The sequence below is a fragment of the Pseudomonas sp. SIMBA_068 genome, from assembly GCF_046534705.1.
GTDB lineage: Bacteria > Pseudomonadota > Gammaproteobacteria > Pseudomonadales > Pseudomonadaceae > Aquipseudomonas > Aquipseudomonas putida.
The window spans coordinates 1-236 of record NZ_JAWRYI010001674.1 but is presented as its reverse complement, the minus strand read 5'-3'; the positions used below and the strand labels follow the sequence as shown (position 1 = coordinate 236).

Genomic DNA, 236 nt, shown 5'->3' with positions numbered 1-236 from the left:
GCAGACCGCACGCCTGCACGGTGCAGCCTGGTGTCATCGCTTTCGGGTAAAAGTACACCAGAACGCGCTGTCCCTGGAAGTCGGTCAGATTCACGTGTTCGCCGTCCTGATCGGGCAGGCTAAATGCGGGTGCAGTATCTCCGGCTTTCAGTGGATTCATTACATCTCTCCATTTTCTTATTCAGGCTGTGGGTAATACACCATCCGGTCAGAAACGGCCAGAGGGAAAATTACCA

General features: G+C 53.8%; 1 protein-coding gene. It reads right to left on the bottom strand.

What is annotated here, in order from left to right; translation table 11 throughout:
• Positions 1-160, bottom strand: a 160-nt coding sequence (locus SB756_RS35435; RefSeq protein ID WP_410913927.1) for a redoxin domain-containing protein, incomplete at its 3' end; no start/stop codon positions are given.
• Between the last annotated feature and the right edge of the window lie 76 nt (positions 161-236).